General features: G+C 60.4%; 9 protein-coding genes. 5 read left to right on the plus strand and 4 right to left on the minus strand.

All coding sequences use genetic code 11. The features are described 5' to 3' along the window. Positions 1-3: 3 nt before the first annotated feature. Positions 4-1,266 (minus strand): amino acid ABC transporter permease, encoded by a 1,263-nt coding sequence (locus GGQ68_RS12360; protein ID WP_183966396.1) that lies wholly within the window; start codon positions 1,264-1,266, stop codon positions 4-6. Positions 1,267-1,349: 83 nt separating this feature from the next. Further along, positions 1,350-2,363 carry an amino acid ABC transporter substrate-binding protein gene (locus tag GGQ68_RS12365; RefSeq protein WP_183966398.1) on the minus strand — a complete coding sequence of 338 codons (1,014 nt, stop codon included), beginning with the start codon at positions 2,361-2,363 and terminating at the stop codon, positions 1,350-1,352. 485 nt (positions 2,364-2,848) lie between these two features. On the opposite strand from GGQ68_RS12365, the gene GGQ68_RS12370 reads away from it, so the two are divergent. The 3 genes from GGQ68_RS12370 to acuI are packed head-to-tail and all read left to right on the plus strand — an operon-like array spanning position 2,849 to position 5,148. Further along, positions 2,849-3,472 (plus strand): alpha/beta family hydrolase, encoded by a 624-nt coding sequence (locus GGQ68_RS12370; protein ID WP_183966400.1) that lies wholly within the window; start codon positions 2,849-2,851, stop codon positions 3,470-3,472. 32 nt (positions 3,473-3,504) lie between these two features. Beyond that, the gene (gene acuR, locus GGQ68_RS12375; RefSeq protein ID WP_183966402.1) at positions 3,505-4,137 is read left to right on the plus strand and encodes an acrylate utilization transcriptional regulator AcuR; all 633 of its coding nucleotides are present in this window, start codon (positions 3,505-3,507) and stop codon (positions 4,135-4,137) included. A gap of 18 nt (positions 4,138-4,155) precedes the next feature. Continuing rightward, positions 4,156-5,148 carry an acrylyl-CoA reductase (NADPH) gene (gene acuI / locus GGQ68_RS12380; protein ID WP_183966404.1) on the plus strand — a complete coding sequence of 331 codons (993 nt, stop codon included), beginning with the start codon at positions 4,156-4,158 and terminating at the stop codon, positions 5,146-5,148. Between the two features lie 99 nt (positions 5,149-5,247). Here the strand turns inward: acuI and doeA are convergent, their stop codons facing one another. Both doeA and GGQ68_RS12390 read right to left on the minus strand, forming a co-directional pair. Next, entirely contained in the window at positions 5,248-6,444 is a 1,197-nt protein-coding gene (doeA, locus tag GGQ68_RS12385) for an ectoine hydrolase DoeA (protein WP_183966406.1), read from the minus strand. Between the two features lie 164 nt (positions 6,445-6,608). After that, on the minus strand, positions 6,609-7,082 hold the full coding sequence (locus tag GGQ68_RS12390) for a hypothetical protein (RefSeq protein WP_183966408.1): 474 nt from the start codon (positions 7,080-7,082) through the stop codon (positions 6,609-6,611). A 152-nt stretch (positions 7,083-7,234) separates the two neighbouring features. Between GGQ68_RS12390 and GGQ68_RS12395 the strand changes: the two genes are divergently transcribed. Together GGQ68_RS12395 and GGQ68_RS12400 are read left to right on the plus strand one after the other, a co-directional pair. Further along, positions 7,235-8,524, plus strand: coding sequence for a PQQ-dependent sugar dehydrogenase (locus GGQ68_RS12395; RefSeq protein ID WP_183966410.1), 1,290 nt, complete (start codon positions 7,235-7,237; stop codon positions 8,522-8,524). 81 nt (positions 8,525-8,605) lie between these two features. After that, the gene (locus GGQ68_RS12400) at positions 8,606-9,157 is read left to right on the plus strand and encodes a YaeQ family protein (RefSeq protein WP_183966412.1); all 552 of its coding nucleotides are present in this window, start codon (positions 8,606-8,608) and stop codon (positions 9,155-9,157) included. The last annotated feature ends 208 nt before the right edge of the window (positions 9,158-9,365 follow it).

Consider the following 9,365-nt stretch of genomic DNA (forward strand, 5'->3'; position numbering starts at 1 on the left):
TCCTTACCGTTCGACCAGCGCAACGCGGTTGTTGAACCAGTTCATGAAAAACGATGTCACCAGCGAAATCACCAGATACACAAGGATCACGACGGCAATGATCTCGATCGCCGCGCCGACCTGATTCAGCGTCGTGCCGGCAAAGACCGCCACGAGTTCCGGGTAGCCGATGGCTGCGGCCAGCGATGAGTTCTTGGTCAGGTTCAGGTATTGCGAGGTCAGAGGGGGCACGATCACGCGGAACGCCTGCGGCAGGATGACCTTGCGCATGGCGATGCCTGCAGGCAGGCCAAGTGCTGCGGCGGCTTCGGATTGTCCCTTGGGCACGGCCTGAATGCCGGCGCGCACGATCTCTGCGATGAAGGCGGCGGTGTAGCTGGCCAGCGCCAGCAGCAAGGCCATGAATTCCGGCGCGATGTAGCTGCCGATGCCCCGCTCGAACCCACGGCGCAGCATCGGACCGTCAGACACGAAGTTCGGCCATTCGATCGTCATCGGACGCCCCATGATCAGATAGACGACAACGGTCAGGCCAATGATCAACCCGGCAGACACCAGAGCAACAGGGGAGGGCTGCCCGGTGGCGTCCTGACGTTTCTTGGCCCATTTCGCGTAACCGATGGACGCGGCGACAGCGATCAGGAACGTAATCAGCACAAGGCCGAAGCCGTCCTCGAGGATGGGGTAGGGGCCGTAGATGCCCTTGGCGTCGAATTGGAACAGACCGGGGATCAGCGTCGAATAGGTGCCGCGTTCTGACGGGGCAACCAGACGCAAGACGGCGGTCCAGAAAAAGATCTGCAACAGCAGCGGGACGTTGCGCAACAACTCGACATAGATGGTGGCAAAGCTGCGCAGAACAAAGTTCGGAGACAGACGGAAGATGCCAAGCAGAAACCCCCAGAGCGTCGCAATGATCACGCCGACAATGGACACGATCAGCGTATTGGCAATGCCCACTAGAAAGACGTCAAAGACAGTGTGTTCCCCTGCCTCGTAGCCCGTGATCCATGTCCCGAAGGTCGTCAGGATCTGAATATCGGAGGGCCTGTCAAAGAAGTCGAAGCCAAATTGCTTGTTCTGCGATGCAAGGTTGTCGGCGGCGTTTCCGATGGCCACCCAGATCAGCGCCAGAATGGCCAGCGCGAGAAGCGCCTGAAAAAAGAGGGATCGGGCTTTTGCGTCGAAAACCAGCGCTGCCAGACCGGTGCGCTCTTTCGACGACTTGCCTCCGGCGGGTGTGCCGCCTTCGCTCATCGAGCTCATGGATGTTTCCCCACTGTCGTATCGTTTGTTTTTATTATGTAGAAAGGGACGGGCGAACCCGTCCCCTTCCAAGGCCAAACTGATTAGCGGATCGGCGGAGCGTACATCAGGCCACCGTCGGTCCACAGCGCGTTCACGCCGCGGTCGAGACCGAGCGGAGTGTCCGGACCCACGTTGCGCTCGTAGATTTCACCGTAGTTGCCCACGGCTTCGATGGCGTTTTTCGCCCAGGAAGCGTCGAGACCCATGGGCGAGCCATAGTCGTTTTCACCCGCACCCAGCAGACGCTGAACGGAGGGGTTCTCGGAGGACATCATCTCTTCGGTGTTCTCGGAGGTGATGCCGAGCTCTTCGGCTTCGACGAGTGCGTTCAGCACCCAGCGGGAGATCTTTTCCCACTGTTCGTCATCGGCACGCACGGACGGGCCAAGCGGTTCCTTGGAGATGGTTTCCGGCAGCACCATGTGCGCGTCGGAATCCGCCAGCTTCAGACGCTCAGCGGCCACGCCCGACCGGTCTGTGGTGAAGACGTCGCAACGGCCTGCGCCGTAAGCTGCGACAACCTCGTCAGAGTTTTCCAGCGCGACCAGTTCGAATTCCATGTCGTGCTGCTTGAAATAGTCGGTGATGTTCAGCTCTGTGGTGGTGCCGGTGTTGGTGCAGATCGTTGCGCCATCCAGCTCGAGCGCGGATGTCACGCCCAGATCCCGCGGGACCATCATGCCCTGACCGTCATAGTAAGACACACCAGTGAAGGAGATGCCCAGATCGGTGTCGCGGGTGATTGTCCATGTGGTGTTGCGCGACAGCACGTCGATCTCGCCGGAGGACAGCGCGGTGAAGCGGTCCTTGGCCGACAAGGATACATATTCGACAGCGTCGGCATCGCCCAGAACCGCGGCGGCGAGCGCCTTGCAGTAGTCTACGTCCAGTCCGGTCCAGTTGCCGTTGTCATCGGGTGTGGAAAAACCGGGCAGGCCCTGGCTCACACCACATTTAAGTTGTCCATTCGCTTTGACGTCGTCCAGCGTGGCGGCGCCTGCGGCTCCGGCCGCCAGTGTGACGGCTGCTGCGATCGGCAGAAGGGTGGATTTCATGGTTTGCTCCCTATTGATGCAATTTTGATGCTCAGAACGCCGGACGTATTCCACGTCACAGGACCCTGCATTGTGCAGGGCCTTGGCGATTGTCGTCTTTGTTTGCGTTCGTCCCAGAGCATCTGATCAAATACTTGGCTAAAAAGTACCGCGTGTAAATTCTTGCGTCGCGCTGATCGAGGTTACGTTGCGGTGGTCAGATGCCGGGTTTGGAGAATGTATGAACGGGATCAAGCGGTTACTTGCATATCGCCGTGACATCGAGGGTGCCAAATTTTTGTGCGAAATCGACGAGGCCATTGACTAACGGGTCAATGAGGCTGACCTGCCTGCAGTAATGAAAGCGGGTTTTGACATGAATTTTGCGCAAATCGGCTGAAATCGCAGCGACTGCGAAGCGCGATTCCAATGATTCTTCATGGGCTTGCGAACCGACCTGCGCACCGCGCACAGTGACCGGAAATACGAGGAGGAGAGGCGTCGGGATGTTTTTGTTTGACGGGCCACAGGCGGCACAGCTGACCGTTGTTCTGGCACACGGAGCGGGGGCCGCAATGGACAGCGGCTTCATGCAGGACATGGCAGCGGCTTTGGCCGGGCAGGGGCTGCGCGTGGCGCGGTTTGAGTTCGCCTACATGGCGCAGCGTCGCGTTGGTGGCACCAAGCGCCCGCCGCCGAAGGTGGACCTTCTCTGCGCAGAATATCGCGCGGCGGTGCGCTTGTTGGCGGCGGAGGGGCCGCTGGTGATCGGGGGGAAATCCATGGGCGGGCGCGTGGCAAGCATGGTGGCGGACGACCTCGGCGTGGCCGGGCTCTTGTGCCTTGGCTATCCTTTTCATCCCATTGGCAAACCCGAAAAACTGCGCGTGGCTCATCTGGCAACTTTGCAGACGCCGACCCTGATCTGCCAAGGCACCCGAGATCCCTTTGGGACGCGAGATGAGGTGGCGTCCTATCCGCTTTCGGACCGTATCTTATTGGAATGGCTGGAGGGTGGGGAACATGACTTCAAGCCGCGCAAGCGTGTGAGCGGCCATACGCAGGCTGATCTGATCGCGCAGGCGGCGCGCGCCGTGGCCTCATGGTCCGCCGAACTCCACCCGGGTTGATTTATTAGACGGATCGGTCTAAATATTAGGGCATGACCGAAGAGGCCGCCCCAGATCAGCCTGTCTCCCCCCGTCGCAGGGGACGTCCGCGCACCGCGCCGGACCAGTCCGAGACGCGGGCCAAGCTGATCCGCGCCGGATTGGCTCATCTCACCGAACGGGGCTACGGGGCGTCGGGCGTGGATGAGATCCTCAGTACAGCCGGGGTGCCCAAGGGCAGCTTTTACCATCATTTCGGGTCCAAGGAGGCTTTTGGATCTGAACTGATCGCCGCGTATGACGCGTACTTCCTGACGGTGCTCGACCGGAACCTTGACGATACGAGGCGCGCGCCCATCGACCGTCTGCGCGCCTTCGCCAAGGATGCCGAAGCGGGCATGGCACGACATGGTTTCCGTCGCGGATGCCTGATCGGGAACCTCGGCCAGGAGATGCCAAACCTGCCGGACAGCTTCCGCGCGCGGTTGAGCGCGGTCCTCGACGGGTGGCAGGATCGGACCGAAGCCTGCCTTGCCAAAGCCGAGGTGAACGGCGACCCGAAGGCGCTGGCGCAGCTTTTCTGGACCGGGTGGGAGGGTGCCGTGCTGCGCGCCAGGATGGTGCAGGGGCCAGAGCCTCTGCACGCCTTCACCCAAAGTTACTTCAGCCTGATTTCAAAGACATAAACCAAGTGGGAGAATGACATGTTCGACGCAATCGTGATCGACAAATCCGACGACAAGCAAACCGTCAGCCTGACCCAGGCCGGCGCTGACCAGTTGCCAGAGGGCGATGTGACCGTTGACGTCGCGTGGTCCACGCTGAACTACAAGGACGCGCTCGCCATCACCGGCAGCGCCCCCGTTGTGCGTAAATTCCCGATGGTTCCGGGGATCGACTTTGCCGGCATCGTCACCGACAGCCAGCATCCCGACTACACGCCCGGGGACAAGGTCATCCTCAACGGCTGGGGCGTCGGTGAAACCCATTGGGGTGGCCTGGCGAAACAGGCGCGGGTCAAGGGCGACTGGCTGGTGCCGCTGCCCGATGGCATTTCCATGCGTCAGGCGATGGAAATCGGCACTGCGGGCTATACCGCGATGCTCTGCGTGCAGGCGCTCGAAGCCAACGGCGTCACGCCGGACAGTGGTCCGATCGCTGTCACAGGTGCGGCGGGCGGTGTCGGGTCCGTGGCAACGGTTCTTCTGGCCAATCGCGGATATAAAGTGGCAGCTGTCACGGGCCGCGCCTCCGAGGCGGACTACCTCAAGGGCCTTGGCGCCAGCGAGATCATCGACCGCGAAGAATTGTCAGGCAAGGTACGCCCGCTGAACAAGGAGCGCTTCGCGGGTGGCGTGGACGTGGCGGGCAGCACCGTTTTGGCCAACCTGTTGTCCATGATGCAGTACGGCGGCACTGTGGCGGCTTGCGGTCTGGCGGCAGGCATGGACCTTCCGAGCTCCGTTGCGCCCTTCATCCTGCGCGGCGTGACGCTTGCGGGTGTGGACAGCGTCATGTGCCCCGCCAAAAAACGCCGTGCCGCTTGGGATGCACTGGCCAAAGAGCTCGACCTTTCCAAACTTGGCGGTCTCGCTGTTGAAGTGCCGCTCTCCGAGGTCATTGCCACGGCGCCGAAATTCCTCGACGGCCAGATCCGTGGTCGCGTGGTTGTGCCCGTCGCGCCCGAGCTTGGCTGACATGATAGGGGGCGCGGCGAAACCCGCTGCGCCCCTGTTTCTAAACTTCAAAGTACACCGGGGTGCCGCGAGGGGCTGGCCCCTCGCGGCACTCTCATCCTACGATTTCACAAGCATCTTGCGTGGCAGGTCGCAGAATACCTCCGGGTCGCCATCGGTAATCGCAATGGATTCCGTGGTCTCGTATCCCCAGCTTTCCATCCACAAACCGGTCATGAAGTGGAACGTCATGCCCGGCTCCAGCTCCGTCATATCGCCGCGGCGCAAGGACATGGTGCGTTCGCCCCAGTCCGGCGGGTAGCTCAGGCCGATTGAATAGCCACAGCGGTTGTCCTTGACGATGCCGCGTTTTTCCAACGAGTTGAAGAACGCATCCGCGATATGGTGACAGGTGTTCCCGGCGCGCGCGGCCTCCAGTCCGGCTTCCATCCCTTCGATCACAGCCTTTTCCGCATCCAGAATTTCCTGCGGAGGCTTTCCTAGAAAGATCGTTCTTGAGAGCGGGACGTGATAGCGCTGGTAACAGCCCGCGATTTCGAAGAACGTGCCTTCGTTGTTCTTCATCGGCAGATCGTCCCACGTCAGATGTGGCGCAGCGGCGTCCGGGCCCGATGGCAGCAGCGGCACGATGGCAGGGTAATCCCCGCCATGACCATACCATTCGTCATAGCGCAGACCGGCGTCGTAAATCTCGGCCACCAGATCGCATTTGCGGACCCCAACGTCGACCTTGTCGGCAATACGGTGGTGCATCCGCTCGACGATGCGCGCCGCCTGCCGCATGTATTCCAGTTCCTTGTCGGACTTTACTGCACGTTCCCAGTTGATGAAGCCGGTGGCGTCCTGAAATTTCGCATTCGGCAACCCGTGCTGCAGCCGCTCATAGGCGCGGGCGGAGAACCAGTAATTGTCCATCTCGACGCCGATGGTTCCCTTGTCCCAGCCCATATCGGTGAGCTTTTCGCAGAGAAATTCCATCGGGTGGCATTCGGTGGACTGCACATAGTGATCGGGGTAGCCGATGACGTTGTCGCGCGAGATCCAGACGGTGCGATAGGCACCCTGCGCGTCCTGTGATCGCCCGAACCAGATTGGGTCGCCGGTCGGGCCCACTACGACGCATTGATGCACATAAAAGGACCAGCCGCCGTATCCCGACACCCAGGACATGTTCGACGGGTCGGAGAGGATGAGCATGTCCAACCCCTGCTTTTCCATCTTCAGTCGGAGTTTGGACAGGCGTTTGCGGTATTCCTCGGTCGTGTAGCGCTCTGGCGTTCTCTGGAGCTTGTTCATGAAGGGCTTTCGGTCGGAGTGAAAATCCGATGCGGGCAATGTATGCCTGACACATCAAGCAACACTCTGGCCGGGGCGCCACGGCTGGGCAAGGGGTCAGATGCGTAAAGTGCACAGGCGCCACGCTCAGTCCGGCGGTTTGCCCATTTTATGGCGTGGTTTTTTCAACAGCCGCGGGCGATTTTTCCGCCAAAGAGGAATGCTGTCTGATCGGGTTTCAGACGCTGAGGGCAGATGCCCGATTGATGAAAGGCGTTTTTGATTGCGGTGCGGAACATGTGATCCGGTGCGTGGCGTGTCTGAGCGATGCTGCATGAACGATCAGTGTGCGAGCGCCCGTTACGGATCTTGTACTTCGCAAGGAAGCACCGGCTCATACACTGTTGTAACCCTTTTGGATCCGCAGAGGGAATTCGTTGGCGTATTCGGCCAGCACTGCACATGAAGGGCGTGCAGAGGATGGTCCAGCAGCAGTCGGCCCCAAAGGCAAACACTCTCGCTGCTTCGGCCTCGGTCAGAACCGGTGAGTTTGGCTCGGTGGGATTGGTCTTCAGCTGCCCTGACGTTGCACGCTTTCGGTAGGTGGCGACCTTTTTCGGATTGAATCTCAAATCCGGTTTCAATTGTGCGGTCGACAATTAACTGTCCGCTCAATTTGAAGCATAAATCCCGCATCCCCGTTTGCAGAACGTCAGGGAAGCCATGCCTTGGCGTGGCTGTATGCTCCGAATGCTCTGTCGGACCGCTGTAACTTCCTTTAGCTTGAGGCCAAACATCTCAGGGAGCAGATATGGACCTCATCGCCAAAGCAACAGCCATGGTTGGCGGCTCGATCGCCTTTGTCCGGCGTATGGGCGCGCCGTCGCATCAGGCATTCGGCACGACGCCCGATATCCCCGCGGCCCGCAAGCAAGGCATCATGACGCTGAAAATGCCCGCCGCCGAGGGCTGGAAGGACGGCCATGTGCCGACCTGCGCGCCGGGTCTGAAAGTGAACGCCTTTGCCTCCGGTCTCGACCATCCCCGCTGGATCGAAGTCCTGCCCAACGGCGACGTGCTGGTGGCGGAATCAAAGGAACAGGCAGGCCCGCCGAAAACCCTGATGGACCACGCCGCACAGGCGACCATGCGGCGTGTCAAAGCCATTGGCAAAAGCGCCAACCGCGTGACCCTATGGCGTGATGCGGATGGCGACGGTGTCGCCGAGGTCCGCAAGGTGTTCGTGGAAAACCAGAACCAGCCCTTTGGCATGGCGTTGGTGGGCGACCGGTTCTACCTTGGCAACACGGACGGCGTGCGCGTGTTTGACTATGCTTCTGGCGACACGGCGCTGGCGGGCGAGGGCGAAAAACTGGTCGATTTCAAACCGCACGGCCATTGGACGCGCAGCCTGCTGGTCTCTCCGGATGGCAGCAAGATCTATGCCGGCGTCGGGTCGCTGACCAACATCGCCGATCAGGGGATGGAGGTTGAAGAAGGCCGCGCCGCCATTTGGGAACTGGACGTCGCAAGCGGTGCGGCACGCATCTTTGCCTCCGGTCTGCGCAATGCGGTGGGCATGGCGTGGGAACCCGTGACCGGCAAGCTGTGGACCGTGGTGAACGAACGCGACGGGCTGGGGGACGAGACCCCGCCGGATTATCTGACCTCGGTTGAGGAGGATGGTTTCTACGGCTGGCCGTATTGCTATTGGGGGCAAACGGTTGATGACCGCGTGCCGCAGGATGCTGCCATGGTCTCCCACGCTGTCACGCCGGATTTCGCGCTTGGTGGTCACACCGCGTCGCTTGGTCTGTGCTGGATGCCCGACGGCACGTTGCCCGGTTTCGGCGCGGGCATGGTCATTGGCCAGCATGGGTCGTGGAACCGATCGAAACTCAGTGGCTACAAGCTGATCTTCGTGCCGTTCGAGAACGGCAAACCCAGCGGCCCGTCGCGGGATATCCTGTCTGGTTTCCTGTCTGAGGATGAGAAGCTGGCTTATGGGCGGCCGGTTGGCGTGACGCTGGGCCCGGATGGGAAATCACTGCTGATGGCCGACGATGTGGGCGATATCATCTGGCGCGTCACCGCCGCCTGATTGAGCCTGCGCCCTTGCTATCCGGGCGATCATCACCGACAGACGGGGCCAGTCCCCGTCTTTTGGAGCTCAGGACAGATCATGGCGCAAAAAGCCACCATATATAAGGTCGAACTGTCGGTCTCCGACATGGATCGTCACTACTACGAGACGCACAAGCTGACCGTGGCCAAGCACCCGTCGGAGACGGATGAGCGGCTGATGGTGCGCCTCGTGGCTTTTGCTTTGAATGCTCATGAACATTTGGAGATGGCCAAGGGCCTGTCCACTGATGACGAACCTGACATCTGGCAGAAAAGCCTGAGTGGCCAGCTGGATGTCTGGATTGCCTTGGGACTGCCCAGCGAAAAGGTCGTGCGTCAGTCCAGTGCCAAGGCAGGCAAGGTGGTCGTCTACGCTTATGGCGGCAAGACGGCTGACATCTGGTGGGACAAGATCAAGAACAGTACCACCCGGTTCGACAACCTGCAGGTGGTCAATCTTTCAGAGGTGGAAACCGACGCACTGGCAAAGATGGCAGGCCGCACCATGAAGTTGCAAGTCAACATTCAGGACGGCGATGTGATGGTCAGCGTCGATGACAGCGTTGTCTACGTCAGCCCGGTGATGTGGAAGGCAGCCGTCTCGGGATAATAGTTCTCTTGAAACGTCCTGTTCAGAGGGTGCGCTGCCACGCGCGGGGCAGGTGCTGCGTCGCTTTTCCATTAGGTTTGATGTTCACGATCTGAATGTTGCCGTGCCGCTAGGCCAAGCACCTCTCCGATATGATCGCTGCGCCATGTTGCCGAGGTGTCGCCCCTTTGCTGTTCGGCAGGGTTCGCCTGAGCAGAACATGGTGCGC

It is taken from the genome of Sagittula marina (genome assembly GCF_014196795.1).
In the GTDB taxonomy this organism is placed as follows: Bacteria; Pseudomonadota; Alphaproteobacteria; order Rhodobacterales; family Rhodobacteraceae; genus Sagittula; species Sagittula marina.